Source organism: Variovorax sp. GW458-11-26-14-LB1, from assembly GCF_059423965.1.
Genome location: NZ_JBWKYW010000020.1, coordinates 18543 through 43141, shown reverse-complemented (window position 1 = coordinate 43141; position 24599 = coordinate 18543). Strand labels below are relative to the sequence as shown.

The 24599-nt window shown below is 69.5% G+C and carries 22 protein-coding genes; 8 read left to right on the top strand and 14 right to left on the bottom strand.

Annotated elements, in window-relative coordinates:
• Positions 1 to 6 precede the first annotated feature (6 nt).
• Complete coding sequence (locus tag AC07YS_RS15320; RefSeq protein WP_495269212.1) at positions 7 to 1170, bottom strand: ABC transporter substrate-binding protein; 1164 nt, start codon at positions 1168 to 1170, stop codon at positions 7 to 9.
• Between the two features lie 408 nt (positions 1171 to 1578).
• Between AC07YS_RS15320 and AC07YS_RS15315 the strand changes: the two genes are divergently transcribed.
• The 3 genes from AC07YS_RS15315 (at position 1579) to AC07YS_RS15305 (ending at position 4112) form a co-directional block, all read left to right on the top strand.
• On the top strand, positions 1579 to 2103 hold the full coding sequence (locus AC07YS_RS15315) for a hypothetical protein (protein ID WP_307695326.1): 525 nt from the start codon (positions 1579 to 1581) through the stop codon (positions 2101 to 2103).
• Positions 2104 to 2218: 115 nt separating this feature from the next.
• A complete protein-coding gene (locus AC07YS_RS15310; RefSeq protein WP_492742954.1) occupies positions 2219 to 2731 on the top strand; it encodes a hypothetical protein in 513 nt (170 codons plus the stop codon).
• Between the two features lie 184 nt (positions 2732 to 2915).
• On the top strand, positions 2916 to 4112 hold the full coding sequence (locus tag AC07YS_RS15305) for a metallophosphoesterase (protein ID WP_172438323.1): 1197 nt from the start codon (positions 2916 to 2918) through the stop codon (positions 4110 to 4112).
• 12 nt (positions 4113 to 4124) lie between these two features.
• On the opposite strand, the gene AC07YS_RS15300 is transcribed toward AC07YS_RS15305, so the two are convergent.
• The 4 genes from AC07YS_RS15300 to AC07YS_RS15285 all read right to left on the bottom strand — a co-directional run bounded on the left by AC07YS_RS15300 (position 4125) and on the right by AC07YS_RS15285 (position 7806).
• Positions 4125 to 4625, bottom strand: coding sequence for a polyhydroxyalkanoate granule-associated phasin (locus AC07YS_RS15300; protein ID WP_307582449.1), 501 nt, complete (start codon positions 4623 to 4625; stop codon positions 4125 to 4127).
• Between the two features lie 81 nt (positions 4626 to 4706).
• On the bottom strand, positions 4707 to 5720 hold the full coding sequence (locus AC07YS_RS15295; protein ID WP_495269211.1) for a lysylphosphatidylglycerol synthase domain-containing protein: 1014 nt from the start codon (positions 5718 to 5720) through the stop codon (positions 4707 to 4709).
• Positions 5717 to 6994, bottom strand: coding sequence for a cardiolipin synthase ClsB (clsB, locus tag AC07YS_RS15290; RefSeq protein ID WP_095948531.1), 1278 nt, complete (start codon positions 6992 to 6994; stop codon positions 5717 to 5719). The genes AC07YS_RS15295 and clsB overlap by 4 nt, the downstream gene beginning before the upstream one ends.
• A gap of 14 nt (positions 6995 to 7008) precedes the next feature.
• Complete coding sequence (locus tag AC07YS_RS15285; protein WP_062480435.1) at positions 7009 to 7806, bottom strand: endonuclease/exonuclease/phosphatase family protein; 798 nt, start codon at positions 7804 to 7806, stop codon at positions 7009 to 7011.
• A 210-nt stretch (positions 7807 to 8016) separates the two neighbouring features.
• Here AC07YS_RS15285 and AC07YS_RS15280 point away from each other — a divergent pair, with 210 nt between their 5' ends.
• Complete coding sequence (locus AC07YS_RS15280; RefSeq protein ID WP_240531255.1) at positions 8017 to 8391, top strand: serine/threonine protein kinase; 375 nt, start codon at positions 8017 to 8019, stop codon at positions 8389 to 8391.
• A gap of 103 nt (positions 8392 to 8494) precedes the next feature.
• On the opposite strand, the gene AC07YS_RS15275 is transcribed toward AC07YS_RS15280, so the two are convergent.
• The 8 genes from AC07YS_RS15275 to AC07YS_RS15240 form a co-directional block, all read right to left on the bottom strand.
• Positions 8495 to 9073 carry a Spy/CpxP family protein refolding chaperone gene (locus AC07YS_RS15275; RefSeq protein ID WP_095743018.1) on the bottom strand — a complete coding sequence of 193 codons (579 nt, stop codon included), beginning with the start codon at positions 9071 to 9073 and terminating at the stop codon, positions 8495 to 8497.
• Between the two features lie 149 nt (positions 9074 to 9222).
• Complete coding sequence (locus AC07YS_RS15270) at positions 9223 to 10296, bottom strand: flavodoxin family protein (RefSeq protein WP_447739742.1); 1074 nt, start codon at positions 10294 to 10296, stop codon at positions 9223 to 9225.
• Positions 10297 to 10382: 86 nt separating this feature from the next.
• The gene (locus AC07YS_RS15265) at positions 10383 to 11276 is read right to left on the bottom strand and encodes a pirin family protein (protein ID WP_139702965.1); all 894 of its coding nucleotides are present in this window, start codon (positions 11274 to 11276) and stop codon (positions 10383 to 10385) included.
• A gap of 71 nt (positions 11277 to 11347) precedes the next feature.
• Complete coding sequence (locus AC07YS_RS15260; RefSeq protein ID WP_495269210.1) at positions 11348 to 12112, bottom strand: GNAT family N-acetyltransferase; 765 nt, start codon at positions 12110 to 12112, stop codon at positions 11348 to 11350.
• On the bottom strand, positions 12109 to 13377 hold the full coding sequence (locus tag AC07YS_RS15255; RefSeq protein ID WP_495269209.1) for a biosynthetic peptidoglycan transglycosylase: 1269 nt from the start codon (positions 13375 to 13377) through the stop codon (positions 12109 to 12111). Before AC07YS_RS15255 ends, AC07YS_RS15260 begins: the two co-directional genes overlap by 4 nt.
• A gap of 13 nt (positions 13378 to 13390) precedes the next feature.
• Positions 13391 to 13960, bottom strand: coding sequence for a hypothetical protein (locus AC07YS_RS15250; RefSeq protein WP_495269207.1), 570 nt, complete (start codon positions 13958 to 13960; stop codon positions 13391 to 13393).
• Positions 13941 to 14873 carry an exosortase Q gene (gene xrtQ / locus AC07YS_RS15245; protein ID WP_495269206.1) on the bottom strand — a complete coding sequence of 311 codons (933 nt, stop codon included), beginning with the start codon at positions 14871 to 14873 and terminating at the stop codon, positions 13941 to 13943. The genes AC07YS_RS15250 and xrtQ overlap by 20 nt, the downstream gene beginning before the upstream one ends.
• Before the next feature lie 17 nt (positions 14874 to 14890).
• The gene (locus tag AC07YS_RS15240) at positions 14891 to 16951 is read right to left on the bottom strand and encodes a VIT and vWA domain-containing protein (protein ID WP_495269205.1); all 2061 of its coding nucleotides are present in this window, start codon (positions 16949 to 16951) and stop codon (positions 14891 to 14893) included.
• A gap of 215 nt (positions 16952 to 17166) precedes the next feature.
• Here AC07YS_RS15240 and creD point away from each other — a divergent pair, with 215 nt between their 5' ends.
• The 4 genes from creD (at position 17167) to AC07YS_RS15220 (ending at position 23147) form a co-directional block, all read left to right on the top strand.
• Positions 17167 to 18636, top strand: a complete 1470-nt coding sequence (creD, locus tag AC07YS_RS15235; protein WP_495269204.1) for a cell envelope integrity protein CreD — start codon at positions 17167 to 17169, stop codon at positions 18634 to 18636.
• The gene (locus AC07YS_RS15230) at positions 18633 to 19925 is read left to right on the top strand and encodes a glycoside hydrolase family 3 N-terminal domain-containing protein (protein WP_495269203.1); all 1293 of its coding nucleotides are present in this window, start codon (positions 18633 to 18635) and stop codon (positions 19923 to 19925) included. Before creD ends, AC07YS_RS15230 begins: the two co-directional genes overlap by 4 nt.
• A gap of 10 nt (positions 19926 to 19935) precedes the next feature.
• Positions 19936 to 22329 (top strand): penicillin-binding protein 1A, encoded by a 2394-nt coding sequence (locus tag AC07YS_RS15225; RefSeq protein ID WP_095743027.1) that lies wholly within the window; start codon positions 19936 to 19938, stop codon positions 22327 to 22329.
• Between the two features lie 212 nt (positions 22330 to 22541).
• Positions 22542 to 23147, top strand: a complete 606-nt coding sequence (locus tag AC07YS_RS15220) for a hypothetical protein (protein WP_495269202.1) — start codon at positions 22542 to 22544, stop codon at positions 23145 to 23147.
• Here AC07YS_RS15220 and creC read toward each other — a convergent pair.
• A complete protein-coding gene (gene creC, locus AC07YS_RS15215) occupies positions 23141 to 24583 on the bottom strand; it encodes a two-component system sensor histidine kinase CreC (RefSeq protein ID WP_062473809.1) in 1443 nt (480 codons plus the stop codon). The genes AC07YS_RS15220 and creC overlap by 7 nt on opposite strands.
• Positions 24584 to 24599: the final 16 nt, after the last annotated feature.

The following is a 24599-nucleotide window of genomic DNA, read 5'->3' as shown; positions in this document are numbered from 1 at the left end:
CTCCTCCTACTGCTTGCGCTGCACGAACAGGTTGCGCTTCGCGTCCTCCGGGTACGCGAAGCTGATCTGCCCGTTGCGCACCACGCCCATCACCAGCATGTTGGGCGACAGCGCATCCTTGTCGTTTTCCGAGAACGACTTGTCGTAGGTCGTGACCACGCCGTAGTAGGGCCGCTTGGGCTGCTCGAGCGCGGCCTTGATGAACGGGCCTTCGAGCTTGCCGCTGGGCACGTTGAACATCGCGTGGGCCAGCAGGTAGGTGGCGTCGTAGGCCTGCGCGGCGGCCATCGGCACCGGGATGCGCTTGGTGTTGAATTTCCGCGCGTAATTGGAAAGAAACGACGAGCGGCGCTCGTTGCTCGGCTCGGCGATGAAGCTCTGCGCCATCAGCGCGCCCTCGGAGGCTTCGCGGGCGCCCTCGATGAAGGACGGAAAGGACAGCGTCCAGGCGCCGACCTGCGGCACCTTCCAGTTCAAGGCCTGCCGGCTGCGCGCGATGACGGCGTTCTCGGGGCCCACGGTGTAGCTGAAGATCACGTCCGCGCCGGCCGCCTTGGCCTCCGACAGTTCCTTCGTCAGGTCTTTCACGCCGAGCGGAAATTTCCCCACGTACACGGGCTTGAGGTGCTTGGCCGCCAGCGCCTTCTCGACATCCTTGGCGCCCGCCTCGCCGTAGCCGGTGCTGTCGTGCAACACGGCGACCCGTTTCCAGCCGCGCGCCAGCAGGTCGTCGACCACGAAAGGGGCCTGGATGCTGTCTTTCGGCGAGGTGCGAAATACGTAGCTCGTGGCCGGCGGATAGGTCGAGGTCAGCGGCGAGCCGGTGGCGCAAGGCACGATCAACGGCAATTTCGCGTCATTGAAAACGGCCAATGAATTCATCGCCACGCCGGTATTGCAGAAGCCGATGGTGGCGACCACTTTTTCGCTCACCAATGCCTGGGATTGCGAACGGCCGGTGTCCGGATTGGCCTGGTCGTCCTTGATCACCAGTTCGAGCGAGCGGCCCAGATACCCGCCCACGGCATTGATTTCGTCGACGGCCATCTTCACGCCGTTGAGCATGGGCAGGCCGAAATCGGCCGACGGCCCGGTGAAAGGGCCGATGACGCCGATGCGGATCGGCACCGGCTGCTCTGCGCTTGCCTGGGCGGCCAGTCCCAAAGCCATCAGCAAAAAAACGAATCGGCGATTTGAATGAAGCATTTGGTTTGCGCGCTTTGAAAGGAAGCGCCGAGCCTAATTTCTTTGCGCGCCCTCCAATAGCTAGGGAATGCCCAGTCAATTGCGCACCAATTCCGTCTTGTGTTGCCAATTCAGCACAGGCTGTGAGGCTGGCGCCGGATCGGAAAGCGCTCGTTCTCGGCGCGTCCGCGAGCCCCGTCTCAGGGTTTCCGATGAAAGACTCCCGAAAAGCGGGACTGGCGCCCGTCACACGGGCGTCACCAGCTATGAAAACAATAGCATTCACCTGCGCAACGCAGAAGCTTCCTCGTAAACGCTATATCTAGCCCGACTCTTGCTAAGCAAAATTCCTGACGGATTTCCTGTCACGCAAGATCGAGGACACACAGAGCAATGAACCCCAAGCGTTTCCAACAGCCCGTGGCTGCACTGGTTCTGGGCGCCGCATCGGTCGCCGCGGCCTTCCTCGTGGCCGTGTCGCCGGCCCATGCGTTCTCGAACCCGCCGATCCAGGTCGCGCAGGGCATCGAATACATGTGCGGCGGTGCCGCCAAGGGCGAGGCCGCCTTCCTGGAAATGGTCGCGCCGCGCTGGGCCGCGACCATCGACTTGCGCGTGAACGACGGCAAGGGCGCGCAACAGGCCGGCTTCCCGGCCAAGGCCTCGATCCAGGTGCGCCAGAAGTACACGGGCCAGACGGTGATGGAAGTGCAGACCCAAGCGCCCTACATGCTCGCGCGGCTCGAACCGGGCGCCTACGACGTCGACGTGACGCTGGGCGGGCTCACGCTCACGCAGCAACTGGTCGTGATCGCCGGCATTCCGGCACGTGCCTCGTTCGTCTGGCCGTCGAACTTCGACATGGCCTCGGTCGCGCCACCGCTGCCCCAGGCGCTGGCACAAACCGCCGCGCGCTGATCACCGGACGCGGGCCGCTGCGGCCCGCGCGCAGTTAAGTCTTCCTTAAGTCGTGCCCGGCACAGTGCCTTCCTGCGTGGCGTGTCGCCACCACCGCCCGGAAAGGAAGGCTCCGATGTCTCTCACCACCAATCCCCTGTTTCTGTTCTCGCACGCCCGGCCCGTGGCCGCGGCGGCCGGCGCCGCCTTGCTGGTGCTGCTCGGCGGCGCGCTCTCGGCGCAGCCGGCCCAGGCCGCGATGAACCCACCGATCCACATGGCGCACGGCGTCGAGTACATGAGCGGCGGCATCGGCCAGGACGAGGCGCAGTTGATGGAAACCGTGTCGCCGCGCTGGCCCGCGAGCTTCGAATTCGCGATCAAGGACGGCCGCCGCGCCGATTTCGCGGCCGGCGTGCACGTCACCGTGCGCGACAGCCACGGCACGGCGCTGCTCGACAACGTGGTCTCGGGCGGACCGTTCATGGTGGCGCGGCTCGAGCCGGGTCGCTATGAAGTGGAGGCTCGCATCGGCGGCCAGACGCTGAAGCAGACGCTGCTGGTGTCGCCCGGCGCGCCGGCCAAGGCGCTCTTCGAATGGCCGGCGGGCACCGACATGGCGTCGGCCGGCACGCGCGCGGTGCGGTAAGCACGGCGCCGCCACGCCGCAGCCGACACCGAAACGTCACGCCCGAGGCGCCATAACGCCCGCTATCCGGTTGCCCTGCGCTATAGAAAAAATAGCGACCCAGGCAGCTTTCGACGCCTTGAATGCGCGGCATGCGCCTTGCAGATGACGTGTCCCGGGCAATGCCCGCGTCCCCCCAGTCCTCATGCCGATCCGTCCCCTGAGCGTCCTGACCGCGCTGCTGCACGTCTACATCGCGCTGCGCCTGCTGCCCGCGCTGGCGTCGCTCACGCCTGCGTGGCCGCTGGCGCTCGTGCTGCTGGCGGTGTCGGCGGTCACGATGCCGCTGCCCTTCGTGTCGCGCAGCCACCGCGCCGACCGCAAGGCGAAGCCGGCGGGCGAGACGCTGCACTGGATCGGCCTGATCAGCATGGGCTGGTTCTCCTCGCTGTTCGTGCTGACGCTGGTGCGCGACCTCGGCCTGCTGCTGGCCTGGCTGGCGAGCGCACTCGGCGGCCTGCAGGTGCCCTGGGATCGGGTGACGCCCTGGAGCGCGCTGGCGGTGCTGGCGCTGGCCACGGGCGTGTCGCTGGTCGGCTTCGTCAACGCGCGCCGCACGGCCGGCGTGAAGCAGGTCGATGTGCCCATTCGCGGCCTGCCGGCGGCGCTGGCCGGCTTCACGATCGCCCAGCTCAGCGACATCCACGTGGGCCCGACGATCCGCAACGGCTACATCCAGCGCATCGTCGACGCGGTGAACCGGCTCGGCGCCGACGCCATCGCGATCACCGGCGACCTGGTGGACGGCAGCGTGCCCGAGCTGCGCGATCACATCGCGCCGCTGGCGGGGCTGCGCGCGCGCCACGGCACCTTCGTGGTCACGGGCAACCACGAGTACTACGCGGGCGCGCACGCCTGGATCGACGAGCTGCGCCGCCTCGGCCTGAAGGTGCTGCTGAACGAGCACGTGGTGCTGCAGACGCGCAACGTGCGCGGCGCGCAGACCGACGAAGAGCTGTTCGAAAGCGCGCTGGTGCTGGCCGGCGTGACCGACTTCACCGCCGGCCACTTCGACGCCGCGCACGCAAGCGACCCGCACCTGGCGCTGTACGACGCGCCACCGCTGGTGCACACGCGCGTGCTGCTGGCGCACCAGCCGCGCAGCGCGCCGGTGGCGGCCGCGGCCGGCTACCAGCTGCAGCTGTCGGGCCACACGCACGGCGGCCAGTTCTTTCCGTGGAACCTGTTCGTGCCGATGCAGCAGCCGTTCACGGCCGGCCTGCACAAGCTGCACGACATGTGGATCTACGTGAGCCGGGGCACCGGCTACTGGGGGCCGCCGAAGCGTTTCGGCGCGCCGTCGGAAATCACGCTGGTGACGCTGGTCCCGGCGCAACCCTGAAACGCAGCGGCGTCAGGCCTGCAGTTCGGCCAGCAGTCGCCGCGCGTTCGACGTGGCGGCCGCGTGGATCGGCTTCAGGCCTTCGCGCGCAATGCGCACCGCCACACCCGTGAGCTGACCCGCCGTGCTGGCACCGCGCGCCGTGGCCTGCACGAGCGCGTCGCCATGCGTGGCCGCCTGCGCCGGCGTGAAACTGCCGGCCAGTGAGAAGAGCGCCGTGGCGCCCTGCAGCCATTGCTGCCATGCCCGCTGGGCCAGCGAGGCCTGGCTGCTGTGCCACTGCCGGGCCATCGCCAGGCCCGATTCACTCGCCGCGGCGAGCTTTTCGTGGCCCATCAAATGAAATTCCGCGAGGTCGGCGGCGCTGGGCGTGAGCCCGGCCTTGGCGATGCGCTCGGTGCGCATGCGGATCACCGTGCCGGACGACAGCAGGGTCTCGTGGGTCTTGAGGGCCAGGTCGACCCATTGCATCAGCGGGCTGGCCACGCGGGCGGTGGTACTGAAGGACGACATGGGAAGAGGGCACGTAGGGGAACAGAGGGCCACTATAGGCCTGCAAAGTGAAAATTGTTGCAGTGCAACAATTCCTGACCGTCATTTCACCGATTGATTGCTTTCTGCGGGCAATATTTGACGTTTGTTGTGGTTGTTGCCGGCATCCGCGCGCAAGCGCCGTGCACGCGCCTCGGTGACGAGGTAGGCGACGAGCGCCACGGCCAGCGGCAGCAGGTAGTACAGCGCGCGGTAGGCCAGCAGCGCCCCCAGCAGCCGGGCGCTGGGCACCTCGTGCGCGAGCAGCGCGACGAACACCGCCTCCAGCACGCCGAGCCCCGCCGGCACGTGCGTGACCACGCCCGCCACCGCCGCGACCAGCAACACCGCGAGCACCTGCGGATACCCGACCTCGCCCTGCAGCAGCACCCAGATCACGCCGCCGATGAGCGACCAGTTGACGCACGACATCGCCAGCTGCAGCAAGGCCATCGGCAACCTCGGCGTGCGCAGCGCATGGCCGCGCACGCGCCAGACGTGGCCATCGGAGAACGCGCACAGCGCCAGGTAGGCCAGCGACACCATGAGCAGCACCGCGCCGAGCATGCGCAGGCCGCCGCCGTCGATCTTCCAGTCGGGCGGCAGCGCCATCGGCCAGAAGCAGAACGCCGCGCCGGCCACCACGAGGTAGCCGAGCCAGTTGGTCAGCATGCTGAAGCCCAGCACGCGCGTGATGGTCTCGTTGCCCAGCCCCAGGCGCGAGTACAGCCGGTAGCGGAAGGCCACGCCGCCCACCAGCGAGCCGAAGTTGAGGTTGAAGGCGTAGCTGATGAAGGTCACGCCGATGACGGTGCCCGCGCCGAGACGGTGCTTCGTGAGGTGGCGCCCAAGCAGGTCGTAGGTGCTGTAGAGCGCGAAGCTGGCGGCGGCCAGCGCGCCGGCCGCGAGCAGCGTGAGGGCCGGCAGCGCGCGCAGCGCAGCGAACACCTCGGCCCAGTCGATGGTGCGCGCCTGCTTCAGCAGCAGCCAGGCGATGCCGCCGAAGAATGCCCAGATCGCCACGCGCCGCGCCCACGGCCACCAGGGCCGGTGCGTGAGGGCGAGGGATGCGCTCATGCCGTCTCCGTGCGCGCCGTGCCCTCGTCGCCGCGCTTCTTCTGCTGCGCCATGAGATCGGTCGCCTCGGCCGGCGTCAGGCGCGGCGCATGGCGCGGCAGGCGGTTCAGCCACGACGGGTACCAGCGCAAGAAGTGGAAGACGAAGAAGCTGCGCACCAGCCGCCAGCCGCTCCATTCGCTGGCCAGGTCGTGCGTGCCGATCTGCTTGCAGCTGTGCTGCATGAGATGGTCCATGCGCTCCCACAGCACCTTGTTGAACGCGGTGTCGCGCACCACCACGTTGGCCTCGAGGTTCAGCGACAGGCTCAGCGGGTCGAGGTTGCTCGAGCCCACCGTGCTCCAGCGGTCGTCCATGAGCGCGACCTTGCCGTGCAGCGGGCGATCGCAGTACTCGTAGATGCGCACGCCCGCGTGCAGCAGGTGGTGGTACAGCATGCCGGCGGCCGTCTTCACGATCGGCATGTCGGGCTCGCCCTGCAGGATGAGGCGCACATCGACGCCGCGCCGCGCCGCGCGCCGCAGCTCCTTGATGAGCCGGTAGCCCGGAAAGAAGTACGCGTTGGCGATCACGATGCGCTCGCGCGCGGCGCGGATCGCGGCGCGGTAGTGGCGCTCGATGTCGTTGGTGTGGCGGCGGTTGTCGCGCGTGACGAAGATCGCGTCGGCCTCGCCCGCCGCGGCCTGCAGCTGCGACGCGGGCGGTGCCTGCTTCAGCCGGCGCCGGAACCAGCCCACGCCCTTGCCGCCGACCGCGATGGCGCGCAGCACGAACTGATGGATCTCGGCCACGATCGGCCCGGCCAGCTCGACCGCGTAGTCCTGCTTGGCCTTGGGACCGAAGTCGAGCAGGTGGTCCTCGGAGTAGTTGATGCCGCCCACGAAGGCGCGTTCGCCGTCGACCACCACGATCTTGCGGTGCATGCGGCGGAACACGTTGAGCCGCTGGCCCAGGAAGCGCTGGCCCGGGTCGAACACGCGCACCTTGACGCCGGCCGTGGCCAGGCTCTCGAGGTACGCGTGCGAGAGATCGGGCGAGCCGAAGCCGTCGATCATCAGGTCGACCTTCACGCCGCGCTGCGCCGCCGCGCGCATGGCCGCGTGCAGCGCCAGGCCCACCTTGTCCTCGAACAGGATGAAGGTCTCGATGATCACTTCGCGCCGCGCCGCGCCGATAGCCTCGAACACGCGCGGAAAGAATTCCTCGCCGTTCTCCAGCAGGTCGATGCGATTGCCGCCGGTCCAGTGGCCGGCGCGCTCGGGGGTGTCGCGCATGGGGGCCTCGCTGCTCACAGGTCGATGTCCGCCACCAGCGGGGCATGGTCCGACAGGTGCGACCAGGGCCGGCGCGGCAGCACCACGGGCGCGTGCGCGCCCGCGTTGCGCACGTAGATGCGGTCCAGCGGCAGCAGCGGCAGGCGCGCCGGAAAGGTGCGCGCGGCGCGGCCGTGGGCATGCACGAACACCTCGCGCAGCGACGCGCCTTCGGCCAGCACGTCGTGCGCGCGGGCGCGCCAGTCGTTGAAGTCGCCCGCCACGATCAGCGGCGCGTCGGCCGGCACCTCGTCGCGCACGATGTGGCACAGCAGCTCCAGCTGCTGCTGGCGGTGCGCCTCGGCCAGCCCCAGGTGCGCGCAGATCGCATGCACGTCGACCGTGCGCCCGGGCAGGCGCAGCACGCAGTGCAGCAGGCCGCGCTTCTCGGGGCCGCTCACCGACACGTCGTGGTTGCGGAAATGCACGATCGGAAACTTCGACAACACGGCGTTGCCGTGGTGCCCCTTCGGATACACCGCGTTGCGCCCGTAGGCGAACTGCGGCCACATCGTGTCGGCCAGGAATTCGTAGTGCGGCGCCTCGGGCCAGTTGTTCACGGTGCGCGAATGGCGCGCGTGCGTGCCCATCACCTCCTGCAGAAACACCACGTCGGCACCCACGGTGCGCACCGCGTCGCGCAGCTCCGGAAGGATGAAGCGGCGGTTGAGCGCCGTGAAGCCCTTGTGGGTGTTCACGGTCATGACCTTGAGCGAGGCCGGTGCGGCGGCGACAGCGGCCTCGGGCAGCGGGGAAGTGATGGGGGAGGACATCGGTGTTCCCGTTGTACGTGCCCGCGCCCGCGCCGACTGTAGGAACGCGCCACCTTCTTCGCGTGCCTTTCACGCAAGGGCGGCGGGCTCCTACAGGCAGGCCTGCCGCACCCCCACATCACGCCCTAATCGAGGCTCCTACGGTGGTTTCAAAGCCGATGCCAACGCGCTCGTGCTTTGTGCCTTTTTCCATCTGCAAAGGAGCTTTCCATGATGACCACCCTGCAACGCCTGACGATCCCCACCGCGCTGCTCGCCGCCCTGCTGGGCGCGGGCGTCGCCCAGGCTCAGAAACCGGCGCCCGTCGAACCGATGGCGGGCGACAGCTCGATGCCCGTCTCGCGCGAAGCCGTGAAGGCCGAGGCCCGCGCACAGAACCGCAACAACGCCAACAGCGTGGTACCCAAGGGCGAGGCCAGCACCACCGTGAACCACCAGCCCAACGCGATGCCGTCGCCCACCGGCGAGCGCTCGCGCGCAGAGGTGCGCGCCGAGACGCAGCACGTGAAGCCGCGCTTCGGCCAGCCGGGTGAACGCCCGGCGGTGCCGACCAACCCGACCGAGAAGACGGGCACGCCGCAGTAACACCGCGCGCCCACGAAAAAGCCCGCGATGCTTTGCGCATCGCGGGCTTTTTTCCTGCCCTTTCCTGGAGGCCGGCTCCCTTCAGCCGGCCGCCTGGTCAGCCTCAGCTCTTGGCAGGCGCTGCACCGTGGTGGCCTTCATGCCCACCGCGATGGAAGCGATGGCCGTGGCCTGCGAACTTCGCGGTCTCGGCGTCGAAGGTCTTCTGCTGCTCGGGCGTCAGCGCGGCGTAGAAGGTCTTGGTCGCTTCGGCGCGCTTGGCGAACCGGGCGCTGCGCTCGGCCTGGCGGGCCTGCATGTGCTCCAGGCGCTGCGGCGTGGTCAGCTTGGCGAACTCGGCGCGGTCCATGCGCTGCGGGCGGGCGGCACCGGCCGGCGGCTGGCTGGCCTCGGTGAAGCTGCTCCACGCGCCTTCTTGGGCGCTGGTGAGCTTGAGCTTGTCTTTCAGCGCGGCCAGGCGCTTGGCACGGTGCTCCTTCATGCGCTCCATGCGCTGGGCCGGGTCCATGCGCTTGTGCTGCGCCTTGGGTGCGGCGGTGGCATCGGCGGGGGCCGTGGCGGCCGTGGGCGCGGCGGTCGACGGCGCGGTGGCGGCCGGCGCCTGAGCGAAGGCACCCGAAGAGGCGAGGGCGGCCGAACCCAGCAGGCTGGCCCAGACGATGCGTTGGCGAAGAGAGATCATGAGAGTCGCTTCCTTTCGAAGAAGTCCGCCACCAAAGGGCAGCGGGTGAGACGAAGTGTGGAGCGCCTCTGTAACGCGTCCGTGAGCCGAACGTGAGCGTGCGTAAAGAAGCATGAACCGCAGCGCGGGCCTGCCGCCTGCAGCGTGACTTATTTGGGCCGGGGCGCCTTCAAGCCGCGGTCGGGCACCTGCAGCTTGCCGGCACGCAGCGCGGCCACCGCCAACACCACGGCGCGCGCGACATTGCGCACCTCTTCCTGCACGTCGGCATCGGCGTCCAGCGCCTCGTGGCTGGTGGCGTAGGGCGCGTAGTAGCCGATGTAGCGATCGAGCCGCGCCTGCGCGCCCGCGTCGACCAGGCCCATCCAGTCGAGCCAGTCCGTGAGGTTGCGGCGCAGGCCCTCGGGGCCGGCCACGTCGCCGTGCACCACCACGCCGTAGACGCGGCCTTCCAGGTGCTTGGGATAGCCCCAGCCTTCGAGCTCCAGGGCCTTGGCCTCGTCGGGCTTCTTGCCGTGCGTGCTGGTGGGGTCGGGGTTGCCGCCGTCGGCGCACACGAGGCGGTCGATCATGAGCTTCAGCGGGCTCGCGGCCTGGTACCAGTGCGTGGGCGTGAGCACGATCACGCCGTGCGCGGCCACCCAGCGTTCGTAGATCTCGTTCATCCAGTCGCCGGTCTGGCGCAGCGCGTGGTTGGGGTAGCAGCTGCAGGGCCAGTGGCACAGCGGCATCGCGGTGGAGACGCAGCCCTTGCACGGGTGGATGTGGCGGCCGTAGTCCGACGTGAGCCGGCTCAGGTCGAGCACGTCGACCTCGATGCCGCCGCCTTCGAGCACCTCGCGCGCGCACTGCGTGAGGCGCCAGGTCTTGGAGATTTCGCCGGGGCAGGTGCCGTCGTTGCGCGGCGAGCCGTTGACGAGCAGCACGCGCGAGCGCGTCTCGGGCCGGCCCCAGGCGTCCTGCGCCGCGTCGATGCGCGCGCGGGCGTCGAGCCAGTCGACCGAGAGCTCGTAGTCGGGGTCGGCATAGCCCGGCCCGGCGCGGCGCGTGACGGGCGCCTTGCGGCCTTCGTCGTAGGCTTTCCAGGCGATGTCTTCCAGGCGACGCAGCGCCTCGGTCTCGGCCCGGAACGCCGGGTCGTGGAAGCTCTGCATGAAGCGGTCGTGGAACTCGGCGCGCTGCAGCATGGGCGGCGCCTGTCCCTTGCGTATCGTGGGAGGCATGACCGCAATCTAGGCCGCGCACCGGCCGGCGCGAACCGCACGCGACGCCGACTTGCGGTAGGCGAGCGACTACAGAGGCTTCGGGCTCAGCCCAGCTTGCCGTTCTGGAAGTCGTGCACCGCCTGCTTGATCTGCTCGGGCGTGTTCATCACGAAGGGCCCGTACTGCGCGATGGGCTCGTTCAGCGGGCGGCCCGCGATGAGCAGCGCGCGCGCCGGGCTGTGGTTGCTGGCGCCGGCGCGCAGCACCGTGCCGTCGCTGCCGGGGTCGTTCGCGAGGATGGCCATGCGCCGCGTCGGCACCTCGCTGCCCGCGATCCACAGCGATTCGCGGAACACGTAGACCAGCGCGTTGTGGTCAGGCGGCAGCGGCTGCGCGAACTCGGCGCCGGGCGGCAGCGTGATGTCCAGGTACAGCGGTTGGGTGTGCGCGCGCTGCTCCGCGCCCACGACGCCGTGGCTGGTGCCGGCGATCACGCGCACATGCGCGCCGCTGGCGGTCGTGAACTCGGGGATCTCGCTGCTGCGGATGTCGCGGTACCAGGGCTCGCGCATCTTGTCCTTGGCGGGCAGATTGAGCCAGAGTTGAAAGCCTTCCATCAGGCCTTCTTCCTGCTCGGGCAGCTCGCTGTGCACGAGGCCGCGGCCGGCCGTCATCCATTGCACGCCGCCGTTCTCGAGCAGGCCTTCGTGGCCCGCGCTGTCGCGGTGGCGCATGCGCCCGGCGATCATGTAGGTGACCGTCTCGAAGCCCCGGTGCGGGTGGTTCGGAAAGCCGCCGATGTAGTCGCCCGGGTTGTCGCTGCCGAAGGCATCGAGCATCAGGTAGGGGTCGAGCCGCTTCTGCAGCGGCTGCTGCAGCACGCGGGTGAGTTTGACGCCGTCGCCGTCACTGGTGGAAACACCGGCCACGATGTGGTCGATGCCGCGCGGGGTGGCGACGGGATCGGTGGGGTGGTGGTGGGCATGAACGTTCGTCATGCCGCCCATGGTGGCACCAAAGCCCCGACCGCGCCACCGGTGGGGATGCCCGCCGCCCGGAGCCGTTCAGCTCAGCGCGGCCACTGCTGGCGCTGCCAGTAGCAGTACTGCCAGCGCGTCTCGAAGCCCGCGCGGCGGTACAGCGCCAGCGCCGGCTGGTTCTGCGCGTCGACCTGCAGGAACACCCGCTCGACGCCGCGCGCCAGCGCCGCCTGCGCCAGGCCCGCCAGCACGCGCCCGGCCAGGCCGCGCCCGCGCTGCGACTGTTCGGTGCGCATGCCATGCACGCTGGCCCAGCCGTGGCCGAAGGCCATGGCGCCGGCCGCCACGGTGGCGCCGTTTTCGCGCACGCTGGCAAAAAGCGAGCCCGTGGCGCGCGACAGCGAACGCACGCGGTGCACGCCGTCGACCGGGTCGAAGCCCTCGCCCAGGAACAGCGCGGCCCAGTCCGGATCGGGCGTCGCGTCGACGTCGGCCAGCCGCGCGTCCGCCGCGACGAGGTCGCGCATGCGCCGCGCCGAGCCGGTCTGCACGCAGGTCGGGCTGTCGGCCATGTAGTGCCGGCGCGCGAGTTCGGCGCGCAGGGTGTCGAAGCAGGCGGCGTCGGCCAGCCGCAGCGCGGGCGCGACCTGGCGGCTGTCGCAGCGGTCTTCGATGCGGTCGAGCGTGGCGGGCTCGACCGGGTCGCGGTGCAGCGGCACGGCCGAGCGGGCGCGCTTGACGGTGCCGCGGTCGAAGGGCAGCAGCCAGCCGTCGAGTTCCTCGCAGGCTTCGGGTGCGACCGCCGCGACGGTGGCGCGCTCGATGGCTTCGATGTCGTGCGGGGCAATGCTCATTGCACGGCCTCCGGCGGCGCGTACTTGGCCGCGGCCACGCTCTTGAGCAGCGCCTCGCGCTGGTTGCGGCTGATGCCGCGCACGCTCTCGGCCACCCACTTGGTGCGGTCGGCATCGATGTGGCCGTCGCGCCGCCATTGCTCCAGCACGGCCTGCGGCTTGTGCAGCATGGCCGCGAGCCAGACGGCCTGCGCCGGTTCGAGCGTGCGCGCGCTGCGCTTGAAGTAGCGCCGCGCCGCGGCCTCGCCGCCGCAGAGGTTGCCACCCCACGGGGCGTTGTCGAGGTACAGCTGCAGGATGCGGGCCTTGCCCAGCGTCTGCTCCATCTCGACCGCATAGAGCAGCTCGCGCAGCTTGCGCTCGGCCGTGCGGTCGCTGCCGGTGACCAGCAGCTTGGCCAGCTGCTGCGTGAGCGTGCTGCCGCCGCGCCGGGTCTGGCCGGGCTTCTGGTTGTGGTCGATCGAGGCGAGGATTTCGGTCAGGTCGTAGCCGGCGTGGCTGAAGAAGCGCTGGTCTTCCGCCGCGATGACGGCGCGCGCCAGCCAGCTGTCGTTGGCCAGCTTGCCCGACGGGCCGCAGCTGGTGCGCGCGCCCAGCATGGCCTCAGTGCCCAGTCCTTCGACCGTGAACTGGCCGATGGTCGGCTGCACCGCGAAGGTGGCGTCGGGCAGCAGCAGCTGCGCCTGCAGCGCCAGCGTGCCGCCGATGCGGGCGCGCTGCAGCTCGGGCAGCGCCGGCACCAGCACGGCGTACCAGCGGGCGATGGGCGCGTCCTGCACGCGAACGTCGAGCTGCAGGTTCTTCGGCGCGAGGCGGCCGGTCCAGGTGCCCTGCAGCAGGGCGTTGCTGTCGGCCGCCTGGGGCGTGGCCTCGAAGGTGCCGGCCAGCGTGTTGCCGTCGCGCCGCACGGTGGCCACCAGCCGCTCGACCTTGATCGGCTGCGTACCGAGCGCAGGCACGTCGGCGCTGCACGGCGCGCAGCGCATCTGCTGCTGGCCGGTTTTCTCGTCCCAGGTGAAATGCACGGTGCCGAAGCGGGTGTCCAGCGCGTGGCCGTTCAGCCGCGGCGCGAACCAGGACGAAGTGGCCAGGCGCACCGCGGTGGGCACGCCGATCTCGAACGAGAGCGGGCCGGCCTTCACCGTGGTGCTCCATTCGCCCGCCGCCGGCGCAAGGGCGATCTTGGCGATCAGGAAGATGGCCACCAGGGCGGTCAGGACGAGGGCCAGCAGCCCGAAAAGCACGAATCGCAGGGTCTTCTTCACAAACACGTTCTCATCACATCGGTCTTGCCACGGTGACAGCTTGCCACGGACCGTGCGACTGGCCGCTGGCCGCCGCCCAGTACCAGGCCGAAGTGTCGGTGAAAGCCGTGCCTTGGGCGTCGACGATGCGCTCGCAGACGCGGAAATTTGCCGTACCGTGCCGTTGCGCCACAAAACAGCGCCACATCCGCGCCTGCGCGTCGCGTTCCAGCCGCGCCTGCTCGATGCGGTAGCCCAGCGCGCGGTAGCAGTCGGCGGCCGGATGCAGCATGCGCGTGGGCCGGTTCACGGCGCGCATCACCAGCGTCTGGTGGCCGTCGGTCATGCGGCCGATGGCGCCCGGGAAGCGATCGGCAAAGCGCTGCTCCACCTCGCTCAGCGCCAGCGGGCGCAGCGGCACGCCGTCCCACTGGCTGGGCCATTCGTGGGCGCCCACCGCGTCGGCTTCGGCCACCGGCGCGCGCAGCGCCGCGGCGGCCGACCAGAGCACGCACAGCAGCATCGCCAACGCGAAGGCGCTCTTGTGGCCCACGCGGTTGATGAAATGGTTGGCGAACCAGCGCTCAACGAACGGTATCGACACGGTGGCCTCCTTCGGCGGTGATCAGGCCCGGCAGCGGGCGGTCGAATTCGATGCGCGGTGCGACGCGCGCCGGCACCATCAGGCGCGCGATGGCGCCGCACACCACGGCCAGCAGCACCAGCCCCAGCGCGTTGTGCGCCCACGGCGCGAGCGCGTGGCCGGCGCCTTCAAAAGCGATCAGCACGCTGTTGCGCACGATGTTGCCGGCCAGCACCAGCAGGCCGACGGCCGGCAGGCGGCGCAGGAAGGTGCGGTCGCTGCGCCGCGCCCACAGCGCGACCGCGCAGGCCGTGAAGTAGCCCAGCCACACCATCTGCACGCCCGAGCAGGGCGCGTCGACGATCACCAGGCGCCCGTCGACCATCAGCGTCGCGCCTTCGCGCGCCACCTCGAAGCCCGGCGCGAGCAGCCAGCGGCTGGCTTCGGCCGTCACCACGCGCAGCGGGTAGCCGGCGTAGAACTGCAGCGACGACAGCAGCGGCAGCGCCAGCACCGACAGCCCGGCCACCGGCAGCGCCGCCACGCCGCGCGGCAGGAAGGCCAGCAGCCCGGCCGCGAGCGAGAGCACCGCCACCAAGCCCGAGGCCAGCGGCGGCAGCGCGGGCAGGCCGCCCCCGCCCGTGCGCAGGAGCGTGGCGAGCACGGTGCCGGCGCCGGCCAGCGCCAGCCAGCCCAGGCGCGGCGAGGCGCGCAGCTCGCGCCGGCACTGCCAGGCGAGCGCGGCCAGGGCGACCAGCGCCACGAGGCCCAGCGGATCGTCGGAACCGTCCTGCAGGCGGCGCGCCATCCAGGCCCAGGTGGGCGCGAGCGCGGCGCACTGCAGCGCGAGCCAGCCGAAGGCCGGCGTGCGGTCGATGCGGATGGCCCAGTCCACGACGCGCGGATGGTGGTGGGCCAGGGTTGCCAGAGACATGGTCGTGCGTCCTGTGTTCAAGCCGTGAAACGACGGGGATCGTTGCGGCGTGCGCGGCGGCGCAGCATGGCCAGCATCGACAGCACGACGGCGATCGCGCCCAGCGTTTCCGGCTCCGGCGTGCTCGGCACCTCGGCGCCCAGTGCCAGGTCGCTCACGCCTTGCGGCATCGGCAGCGGCTGGTTCACGTCCACGCTGTTCTGCGGCGCGACGTTGCGCACCACCTTGTCCACCGCGATGAAGCTGGTGTACTGCGTGAGCAGGCTGTACTTCAGGCCCAGCTCGGTGATGCGGTCCTTGAAGGCGGCGCTGCCCTCGAGCGCTTCCTGGTCGCTCAGGCTCTGGATGCGGTGGCGTGCCCACAGCGTGCGCAGCGCGGCCGTGTCCTGGCGCGTCTGCGGCGTGATGCGCACCTCCTCGCGGTACGGGCCGGTGGCGCTCTGGCCTTCGATGATCACGCGGCCCTTGGGCTCACCGCGCCATTTTCCGAAGACGATCACGGGGCGCTCGCCCAGCACGTCGGGCAGCGCCTGCGGCTCCACGTCGTACACGTCCAGGCCGCCGAAGGTGGCCTTCACGTTCGTGAGCACGGGCGACTCCACCATGCGGCGAAAGCGCGCGGCCTGCTCGGGTGCCTGCACCGGGTCGGTGATGATGAAGGGCTCGCCCATGCCGGCGCGCGCAATGCCTTCCATGAGGCTGCGGTTCACCGACGAGCCGATGCCGAAGGCGAACACGTTGGCCTTCGACAGGTTGTTGCGCACCAGCTCGAAGGCTTCGCGCTCGACCGTCACGTAGCCGTCGGTCACCATCACCACGGTGCGCGACACGTTCGCGGCCTTGGGTTCGGCGTACACGCGCTTGAGCGCGGGGATCAGCTCGGTGCTGCCGCTGCCACTGTAGTTCTTGATGGTGGCGAGCGCCTGCTCGATGTTGGCGCGCGTGGCCGGCACCGACTGCGGCGACAGCATCTTGTTGCTGCCCGAGAACAGCAGCACGTTGAAGGTGTCGCTGGGGCGCAGGCCGCCGATCAGACGTTCGAGCACGGTCTTGGCCGTGTCCAGCGGAAAGCCGTGCATCGAGCCCGAGATGTCGACCACGAAGATGTAGTCGCGCGGCGAGATGGCGCTGGCGGTCACGGCCTTGGGCGGCTCGACCATGGCGAGGAAGAAGTTTTCTGCGTTCTCTCCCTGGCCCTTGTAGAGCATGAGGCCCGATTCGATCTTTTCACCCGCCAGGCGGTAGTCGAGCACGAAGTCGCGGTTGTCGGCGGGGCGGCCGTCGGCGCTGAGCGCGATGTCGGCGTGCTGGTCTTCGTCGCGCTTCTTCACGTCGATGGTGTGCGTGGCGGAGCGGATTTCCTTCAGGCCCATCGGCGTGTCGATGCTTGCCGTGAGCTTGAAGCTGGTGCTCGGTGCCACGCCGGCGCGCAGCGTGGGCTGCGCCGGCCATGAGGCCTTGGCGTTCTCAGACTGCGGCGAGTTGTAGCGCGGGCCGACCACGGTCGGGAACACGAACTGGTAGTTGCCCGACTGCGGCACCAGCAGCTCGGTGTAGCGCAGCTCGACCTTCACGTCGTCGCCCGGCAGGATGTTGGCGACGTTCATCTGGAACACGTTGGGCAGGTGCTGCTCGAGCAGCGCGGCGGTCTTGCCTTCCTTCTTGGCGGCGTCGTATTCGATCTTGGCCTGCTGCTTCTCGCGGATCTGCGCCGTGATCAGGCGGTCGGCCAGGCGAACGTTGAGGCCGCTCACGGCCGCCTTGGTGGAACCGGGGAACACGTACTTCGCCTCGATGGCGCGCTGGCCTTCGTTGCGGTAGGTCTGCGTGACCGTCACGTCGGCGATCACGCCCGAAATCTTGACCGAGACCTCGGTGCCCTTCAGCGGCAGGCGGTCGACCGAGGGGTCGTCGCTCTTGACGAAGAAGTACGGGCTCTCGGTCTTCAGGCGCGGACCGGCGGGCGCTTCCTGCGCGTGGACCGGGCGGGCGCCCATGGCGATGAAACCCACGGTGGCCAGGCTCACGGTGGCGAGCCAGAGCCAACGGCCGGGGCGTGGGGTGGTGGGGGTGTCCATGGCGGGTGTCCTTCTGCGTGCGAACTTGCACGGCCCTCACTGTCGTGAGCGTGCGAGAAGGCAGTTGGAAGGCGCGTTGAAGTCGCCACAAGCGGATGCGCCGCTGTGTGAAGTCTGTGTGAAGTGCGCGGCGCGGCGGCTTCATACGGCCTTCGGATCGGCCGGAGAGCATCGGCGCCTCATCACGAAAAACCCGGAAAGGAGGGGAGAAACCCATGCTTCAACTGTTGAAGGCCCTGCAGGCTTCGGTGCTGGTCAAGGTGGCCGGCCTGTTCTTCCTGCTGCTGGTGCTGTGCATCCCGCTGGCGCGGATCGACGACCTGAACCGCGCCCGCGGCGAAAGCCAGCAGGAGGCCGCGCGCGAACTGGCCGAGTCCTATGCCGGGCCGCAGGCCATGGTCGGCCCGCTGCTGCTGGTGCCGTACGTGGAGCGCTGGATGGAGCCGCTGCGCGACGCGCAGGGCAAGGTGATCGGTCAGGCCCCGCAGAGCAAGGAGATGGTGCACGCCGTGTTCCCCGACAAGCTGCACATCGAAGGCGACATGGCGCCGCAGGAGCGCTACCGCGGCATCTTCCGCATTCCGTTCTATACGCTCACGGCCGCGCTCGGCGGCGGCTTCGCGGGCTTCGACCCGCAGGCCGTGCCGCACAGCGAAAGCGGCTCGTCGATCGAGTTCCGCCCGCCGTTCATCGCCTTCCACGTGAGCGACCTGCGCGGCCTCGACGGCTCGCCCGCGCTCACCGTCAACGGCGAGGCACTGCGCTTTCGCCAGCGCGTGCCCGGCCTGCCCGACAACGCCACGTACGCCGACGGCATCCACGCGCCGCTCACGGGCGCCGCGCTCGCCGCCTGGCAGACGGGCAAGCCGCTGGCCTTCGACATGAAGCTCTCGCTGGTGGGCCAGGACACGCTCTCGATGGTGCCGATCGCCGAGGAAACCACCGCGCACCTGCGTTCGCCGTGGGCGCACCCCAGCTTCGGCGGTCGCTTCCTGGCCACGCAGCGCGAGGTGACGCCGCAGGGCTTCGACGCGCACTGGCGCGTGTCCTCGCTGGTGACCACGGCGCGCGAGCAGGTGCGCGCCGGCCTGTGGGGCGGCGAAGGCGATGCCGCGCAGAACGCCGCGGCGGCGGTCGTGCGCACGGCGCCCCCGCCACGCCATGCCTCGGGCCCGCTGCAGACCTTCGACGTGTCGCTCGCACAGCCCGTCAACGTGTATTCGATGAGCACGCGGGCCGGCAAGTACGGCGCGCTCTTCATCGGCCTGGTGCTGATGGCGGCCTTCATGTTCGAGCTGTTCCGCAAGCTGCGCCTGCACCCGGTGCAGTACGGGCTGGTGGGCCTGTCGATCGCGCTGTTCTTTTTGCTGCTGCTCGCGCTGTCGGAGAAGTTCGCCTTCTGGATGGCCTACGCGGGTGCGGCCGCAGCCAGCGTGGCGCTGCTGGCCATGTACTTCAGCGCGGTGCTCGAAGGCTGGCGCCGCGGCCTGTCGTTCGCCGCCTTCGTGGGGCTGCTGTACGGCGCGCTCTACGGCCTGCTGGCTTCGGAAAGCAATGCGCTGCTGCTGGGCGCGCTGCTGATCTTCGGCATGCTGGCCGCGCTGATGCTCGTGACGCGCAAGGTCGACTGGTATGCGCTGTCGCGCCGCAACGAGGCGGCGCCAGCCGCCACGGTGGACGCATGAGGCTGCTGCGCGCCATCCCCGGCGTGCTCGGCTGGCTGCTGCTGGCCGTGCTGTGCGCCTGGGCCTGGCACCTGAAGGACCCGCACCTGCGCTTCCTGCGCGAGGAGGAGCTGCCGCTGCTGCTCGCCGCGCTGTGCGCCGCCGCCGCGATCGCCTGGCGCAGCGCGCGCGGTGCGCGCCGTGTCGTGGCGCTGGCCCTGACGGTGGGCGCGATGCTGACGGCGCTGGGCCACGAGCTGGCCTCGCGCCAGCACCGGCTGGAAGTGAACGCGGCCTCGGGCCCGGTGGCGCAGGCACTCGACGCGCGCTTCATCGTCGGCTACGACGACGCGAACGACCTGCGCGAGCTGGCGCGCCGGGGTCTGATCGGCGGCATCTTCGTCACCGGCCGCAATGTGAAGGGCCGCAGCGCCGACACGCTGCGCGCGGAAATCGCCAGCCTGCAGGCGCTGCGACAGGCGGCCGGCCTGCCGCCGCTGGTGGTGGCGACCGACCAGGAAGGCGGCGGCGTCTCGCGCCTGTCGCCGATGGTGCCCCGCCAGCCGGCACTCGCCAGCCTGCTGGAGACCGACGTGCCCGCACACGAACTGTTGCAACGTGCCCGCGCCTACGGCGCGCAGCAGGGCGGGGCGCTCGCCGCGCTGGGCATCACGCTGAACTTCAGCCCGGTGGTCGACCTGCGTCCCGGCCGCGCCCCGGGCCGCTGGGACCTGCACACCCGCATCGAGGAACGCGCCATTTCGAGCGACCCCGACGTCACCGCGCAGGTGGCGCTCGCTTACGAGCAAGGCCTCGAATCGGCTGGCGTGCGCGGCACGCTCAAGCACTTTCCCGGCCTGGCGGGCGTGACCGAAGACACGCACCACATGGGTGCCGAACTGCGCACGCCCGTGGCCCGGCTGGCCGCGCACGACTGGAAGCCGTTTCAAGACGTGTCGAAACATTCGGATGCCGCGATCATGCTCGGCCATGTCATCCTTCGGGAACTCGACGCGGACGCGCCGGTCTCTTTCTCACGCAAAATCGTGCGGCAGGTGATTCGAGGCGAATGGGGCTTTCAGGGCCTGCTCGTCACCGACGACCTCACGATGGGCGGGGCCTACAACCGAGGTCTTTGCAACGCCACGCTGGGCGCACTCGACGCCGGGGTGGACCTGCTGCTCATCGCCTACGACCACGACAAGTATTTCGATGCCATGCACTGCGCGCTGGAAGGCGTGCGGCGCGGCGCGCTCGATCCCCGGGTGACGGAACGCCCGCGCGCGCCACGGCTCCAACCTCTTCGCTAGCCCCCATCCCATGTCCCAAGAACCTCGCCCTTCCCAACCCGCCGGTGCGCTGCGCCAGCTCCCGTGGAAACGCATCGCCGGCTGGAGCGCCATCGCGGCCGGTGCCGGCGCCGTCGCGCTGCTGGGCGCCGCCATCGTGGGGGTGGTCGCCATCTACCCGAAGCTGCCCGACATTTCCGAGCTGGCCGACTACCGGCCCAAGCTGCCGCTGCGGGTGTACACGGCCGAGGGCTCGCTGATCGGCGAGTTCGGCGAGGAGCGCCGCAACCTCACGCCCTTCGCGAACATTCCGAAGGTCATGAAAGATGCCGTGCTGGCCGTGGAAGACGCGCGCTTCTACGACCATGGCGGCGTGGACTACAAGGGCTTCGCGCGCGCGGCGGTGGCCAGCTTCAAGGGCGGGCGCAAGCAGGGCGCCTCGACCATCACGATGCAGGTGGCGCGCAACGTCTACCTGAGCTCGGAGCGCACGCTCAGCCGCAAGGCCTCGGAGATCGTGCTGGCCTTCCGGCTCGAGCAGCAGCTGAGCAAGGACCAGATCCTGGAGATCTACCTGAACCAGATCTACCTGGGCAACCGCGCCTACGGTTTCGCCGCCGCCTCCGAGGCCTACTTCGGCAAGCCGCTGCAGCAGGTGACCATCGCCGAGGCCGCCATGCTCGCCGGCCTGCCGAAGGCGCCCGGCGCCAACAACCCGGTGGCCAACCCGCGCCGCGCGCGGGCGCGCCAGCTCTACGTGATCGACCGCATGCACGAGACCGGCTTCATCACCGCCGAACAGGCGGCCGAAGCCAAGAAGGAAGAACTGCACCTGCGCGACGCCGCCGACCCGAACCGGCTGCACGCCGAGTACGTGGCCGAGACCGTGCGCCAGATGATGTACGCGCAGTACGGCGACAGCATCTACACCAGCGGCATGAAGGTCTACACCTCGCTGGTGGCGGCCGACCAGGCGGCGGCGTACAAGTCGCTGCGCAAGGGCATCATGGATTACGAGCGCCGTCAGGTGTACCGCGGCCCCGAGAAGTTCGTCGACCTGCCGGCCAGCGGCCAGAAGGAAATCGACGAGGCGGTCGACGAAGCCCTGGCCGAGCACCCCGACAACGGCGACGTGATCTCGGCCGTGGTGCTGGAAGCCAGCGCGAAAGAAGTGACCGCGGTGCGCGCCAACGGCGAAGCCTTCGAGATCTCGGGCGAGGGCCTCAAGCCTGCGCAGTCCGGCCTGGCCGCGAAGGCGCCGCCGAACATCAAGATCCGCCGCGGCGCCGTGATCCGCGTCGCGAAGACGCCCAAGAACACCTGGGAGATCACGCAGCTGCCCGAAGTGGAGGGCGCCTTCATCGCCATGGACCCGCGCACGGGCGCGATCACGGCGCTGGTCGGCGGTTTCGACTTCGGCAAGAACAAGTTCAACCACGTGTCGCAGGCCTGGCGCCAGCCGGGCTCCAGCTTCAAGCCCTTCATCTACTCGGCCGCGCTCGAAAAGGGCTTCACGCCCGCCACCGTGGTGAACGACGCGCCGCTGGTGTTCGATGCCGCCGCCAACGGCGGCCAGCCCTGGGACCCGAAGAACTTCGATGGCGGCTTCGAAGGCCCGATGCCGCTGCGCAACGCGCTCATGAAGTCGAAGAACCTGGTCACGCTGCGCGTGCTGCAGTCGATCGGCGCGCCCTACGCGCAAGACTGGGTCACCAAGTTCGGCTTCGACAAGGACAAGCACCCGGCCAACCTGCCGATGGGCCTGGGCGCCGGCTCGGTCACGCCGATGCAGATGGCGGTGGGCTATTCGGTGTTCGCCAACGGCGGCTACCGCGTGAACCCGTACCTCGTGACGCGCGTGACCGACCTCAAGGACAAGGTGCTGATGGAAACCGAGCCCCCGGTGCTCGACGAAAGCCGCCGCGCCATTCCCGCGCGCAACGCCTTCATCATGGAATCGCTGCTGCAGAGCGTGGTCAAGGGCGGCTCCGGCTTCAAGGCCTACCAGGCGCTCAAGCGCGACGACCTGTACGGCAAGACCGGCACCACCAACGACTCCTTCGACACCTGGTTCGCGGGCTTCCAGCCCACGCGCGTGGGCATCGCCTGGGTCGGCTACGACACGCCGCGCCAGCTCGGCGTGCGCGGCGAGACCGGTGGCAGCCTGAGCCTGCCGATCTGGATCGGCTACATGCAGTCGGCGCTGCGCGGCGTGCCCGTGACCCTGCCGGCCGAACCGCCCGGCGTGGTGAGCATCGACGGCGAGTGGTACTTCGACGACTTCACGCCGGGCCACAACGTGGCGAGCCTGGGCCTGGAAAGCGCCGAGCAGCCGATCCAGCCGGTGGAAGTGCTGACGGGCGCGCCGGTCGGCGCGCCGCCGCCGCCTGAAGAGCGCAACCGCATCCTTGATTTCTTCAGGTAACGGCACTCCCCCAGGCTACGCGCACTTCGTGTCGCTACGCCAACCCCCTCGCCGGGGGCAACACCAGCGGCCCGGCAAAGCCGGTTCCGCGGTGTTTCACGAAAAGACGATCCAGCAGAAGGAAAACGCGGGCGGTCTGCGGTGCCTACACTCGGTGCCGCGGCCCCCGCGTTTTTTTCGTCTCTTCTCTTTTCTCCCCTTTTCTCGCATCCATGGAAATCCTCACCCTGGTGGCCCTGATCGCCGCCGGCTTCTACATCCTCAAGTCCAAGGAACAGCGCCAGCGCATCGCGCTGCTCGGTCGCCATCTGGGCCGCTACCAGATCGAGAAGCTGATGGAGAGCCTGACCCAGGGCTACCTGCGCTGCCTCGGCGAAGACGACGCCGAGCGCCGCCAGCAGATCTGGCACCTGCTCGACGCCACCGAGGAAAAGCTCGCCGCCCAGTTCGAAACCTTCGCTGCCGAACTGGCGCGCGAACCCGAAGCCGACACGCGCGTGAGCCGGCTGCCGGTGGCCCTTCCATTCGCCACCACGCTGTTCCCCGCCGCCAGCTTCAACCTGCGCGAAGCGCTGCGCATTCATGCGCGCGGCATCGCGGGCGTGGCGAAGAACGCCGCCGGCCGCTCGCCGAAATCGAAGGCCTTCACGATGTCGGCCGAGCTGTTCCTGATGCAGCACACCTGCCACTGGTTCTGCAAATCGAAGGCCGTGGCCTCGGCGCGCATGCTGGCGCGGCACCAGACTTCGTACGAGCAGCTGCTCGACGCGGTGAGCCCCGAGACGCGCGAGGCGTATCGCGCGCTCGTGGGTCAGTGATGGGTTGACAGCAGCGGCAGCGTGAGCGTCGCCACGGCGCCGCCACGCGTCGCGTTGCCCAGGTCGATGCGGCCCCGGTGCAGGGTCGCGATTTCCTTCACGAACGCCAGGCCCAGCCCCGTGCTCTTCTTCTGGCTGTGCGGCCGGGCGAGCGAATAAAACTTCTCGAAGACTTTTTCCTGCGCGTAGTCCGGAATGCCCGGGCCATGGTCGCGCACGTTGATGCGCGCCAGCCGCGAGGTGGTTTCCAGCGTCAGCAGCACCTCGCTGTCGGGCGGTGAAAAGTCGAGGGCGTTGTCGAGCAGATTGCTGATCGCGCGGCGCAGCAAAAACGGATCGCCCTCGACACGCGCAGGCTCTCGAATATTCACGATCAACCGGATGTTGCGTCGCGACGCGGCGGGTTGCGCGCTGGCGGCAATGTCCTCGATGAGCGGCCCCAACGCCACCGGTTCGGTGCGGTCGAGCGTGCGCCGCGTCTCGAGCGCGGTGAGCTCCATCATGCGGTCGACGATTTCCTGGATGCGCTGGGTTTCGCGTTCGATGTTCTTCAGGAAACGCTCGCGTTGGTCGTGCGGCATCTGCGGTTCCTGCAGCAGCTCGGCCGCGCCGCGGATCGCCGACAGCGGGCTCTTCACTTCGTGCGTGAAGGTCTGCACGTAGTCGGCCACGTAGTTGCGCCCGGTGAGCGCATCGCGCATTTCGCCGAAGCCGGTGCGCACGGCATCGACCGCGCGCCGCGCCATGCGAGACAGGCTCAGGCTGCGCTGCGCGCGCACCCAGGTCCAGTAGTCGCGGATCAGGCCGAAGGGCCGCACCAGCCAGACCGAGACGATCACCGTGAGCAGCAGCAGCGCCAGCGCCGAACCCACGCCGACCCAGATGGTGCGCACGCGCGCGTCCTCGACGAACTGGCCGAAGCTCTGCACCGGCTTGCCGACGCTGACGACGCCGACGATCTCGTCGTTCCAGCGGATGGGTGCGCCGACGTACATCACGGAAGTGCGCGGGTCGCCGTCGACGTCGCGCGAAGTGCGCGCGCCGTACAGGCCGCCGAGCGTGCGCTTCACGTCGCTCCACTGCGAGTAATCGTTGCCCAGGTGGCGGCCGAGCGAATCGAACATCACGCGGCCAGTGCGGTCGGTGACGTACACGCGCAGCTCGACCCGGCTCTTGTGCAGGTTGTAGATCTGGGCCGAGAACTCGCGGGTGTAGACGCTGCGAAACAGCGGCTCCAGCCGCGCCGTGTTGATGGCGCCGGCGATCACGTCCTGCTCGACCAGGCTGGCCATGAGCTGCGAGGTCTCGACCAGCGATTCCTCGGCCGACTCGCGGTAGCGCGGGTCGATGTCGGAAACGACGCGGTACAGCAGGAAGGCGATGCCCGCCGTGTAGATCAGCAGGATGCCGATAAAGATCCGGGTCCGGCGGGTCAAGTTTTGACTCTCCCCC

Bases quoted from the DNA above. Each gene is read 5' to 3' on its own strand.
- AC07YS_RS15260 (WP_495269210.1), bottom strand. From the start codon at position 12,112: ATGAGCATTGCCCCGCACGACATCGAAGCCATCGAGCGCGCCACCGTC.
- AC07YS_RS15275 (WP_095743018.1), bottom strand. From the start codon at position 9,073: ATGATCTCTCTTCGCCAACGCATCGTCTGGGCCAGCCTGCTGGGTTCG.
- AC07YS_RS15295 (WP_495269211.1), bottom strand. From the start codon at position 5,720: ATGAGCGCATCCCTCGCCCTCACGCACCGGCCCTGGTGGCCGTGGGCG.
- AC07YS_RS15270 (WP_447739742.1), bottom strand. From the start codon at position 10,296: ATGCCTCCCACGATACGCAAGGGACAGGCGCCGCCCATGCTGCAGCGC.
- AC07YS_RS15280 (WP_240531255.1), top strand. From the start codon at position 8,017: ATGATGACCACCCTGCAACGCCTGACGATCCCCACCGCGCTGCTCGCC.
- AC07YS_RS15230 (WP_495269203.1), top strand. From the start codon at position 18,633: ATGAGGCTGCTGCGCGCCATCCCCGGCGTGCTCGGCTGGCTGCTGCTG.
- AC07YS_RS15315 (WP_307695326.1), top strand. From the start codon at position 1,579: ATGAACCCCAAGCGTTTCCAACAGCCCGTGGCTGCACTGGTTCTGGGC.
- AC07YS_RS15320 (WP_495269212.1), bottom strand. From the start codon at position 1,170: ATGGCTTTGGGACTGGCCGCCCAGGCAAGCGCAGAGCAGCCGGTGCCG.
- xrtQ (WP_495269206.1), bottom strand. From the start codon at position 14,873: ATGTCTCTGGCAACCCTGGCCCACCACCATCCGCGCGTCGTGGACTGG.
- AC07YS_RS15305 (WP_172438323.1), top strand. From the start codon at position 2,916: ATGCCGATCCGTCCCCTGAGCGTCCTGACCGCGCTGCTGCACGTCTAC.
- AC07YS_RS15300 (WP_307582449.1), bottom strand. From the start codon at position 4,625: ATGTCGTCCTTCAGTACCACCGCCCGCGTGGCCAGCCCGCTGATGCAA.
- AC07YS_RS15240 (WP_495269205.1), bottom strand. From the start codon at position 16,951: ATGGACACCCCCACCACCCCACGCCCCGGCCGTTGGCTCTGGCTCGCC.
- AC07YS_RS15225 (WP_095743027.1), top strand. From the start codon at position 19,936: ATGTCCCAAGAACCTCGCCCTTCCCAACCCGCCGGTGCGCTGCGCCAG.
- clsB (WP_095948531.1), bottom strand. From the start codon at position 6,994: ATGCGCGACACCCCCGAGCGCGCCGGCCACTGGACCGGCGGCAATCGC.
- AC07YS_RS15220 (WP_495269202.1), top strand. From the start codon at position 22,542: ATGGAAATCCTCACCCTGGTGGCCCTGATCGCCGCCGGCTTCTACATC.
- AC07YS_RS15285 (WP_062480435.1), bottom strand. From the start codon at position 7,806: ATGTCCTCCCCCATCACTTCCCCGCTGCCCGAGGCCGCTGTCGCCGCC.
- AC07YS_RS15310 (WP_492742954.1), top strand. From the start codon at position 2,219: ATGTCTCTCACCACCAATCCCCTGTTTCTGTTCTCGCACGCCCGGCCC.
- creD (WP_495269204.1), top strand. From the start codon at position 17,167: ATGCTTCAACTGTTGAAGGCCCTGCAGGCTTCGGTGCTGGTCAAGGTG.
- AC07YS_RS15265 (WP_139702965.1), bottom strand. From the start codon at position 11,276: ATGACGAACGTTCATGCCCACCACCACCCCACCGATCCCGTCGCCACC.